The sequence below is a fragment of the Salifodinibacter halophilus genome (genome assembly GCA_012999515.1).
In the GTDB taxonomy this organism is placed as follows: Bacteria; Pseudomonadota; Gammaproteobacteria; order Nevskiales; family Salinisphaeraceae; genus Salifodinibacter; species Salifodinibacter halophilus.
The window spans coordinates 1-514 of record JABEEB010000018.1 but is presented as its reverse complement, the minus strand read 5'-3'; the positions used below and the strand labels follow the sequence as shown (position 1 = coordinate 514).

Annotated in this window: 1 protein-coding gene; it reads right to left on the bottom strand. The window is 70.2% G+C overall.

The window, feature by feature from the left end; translation table 11 throughout:
- Positions 1 to 514: hypothetical protein (locus HKX41_10465; GenBank protein NNC24556.1), on the bottom strand; the 514-nt coding region annotated here is incomplete at both ends.

The following is a 514-nucleotide window of genomic DNA, read 5'->3' as shown; positions in this document are numbered from 1 at the left end:
CGCCGCCATCGCCCGGGTCCTGATTGAGCTGGCGCGCGCGCAGCGACGGCCAGTTCACCTTCAAGCCCATGCCTTCGGCCAGCGGCGTGCCGAGCAGCAGGCCGTTGCGCAGGCGCTGCGGCTGCCACTGGCCCGACGGCAAGGCGAAGCTTAGCCATTGCTGCACCGGTTGGCCGATGCCTACGCGCACGTGGTCGCCGTCGTGCAGCAGGCTCACGCTCAGCGTCGAGGCCTGGGTTTCGTCGGTCAGCGCCGCCGATTGCGATTCGATCACGCTCGGCAGCGTCGCCGGCTTGTCGGTGTAGGACCAGTTGCGGCGCGGCGGAATCATCCAGTCCGCGCGCAGGATCGGGCCGTTGTCGGTGGCGAACACGGTGAGCGCCAGTACGCGTGAGATTTCCGATTTGTTGTCGGCCGGCACGAACGACCATTCCAGGAAGGTGGACTGCCCGCCCGACAGCGGCACGCCGATCGGCGGCGCCGGACGCGCCGCCGCCGCGCCGGCCTTGGCGGT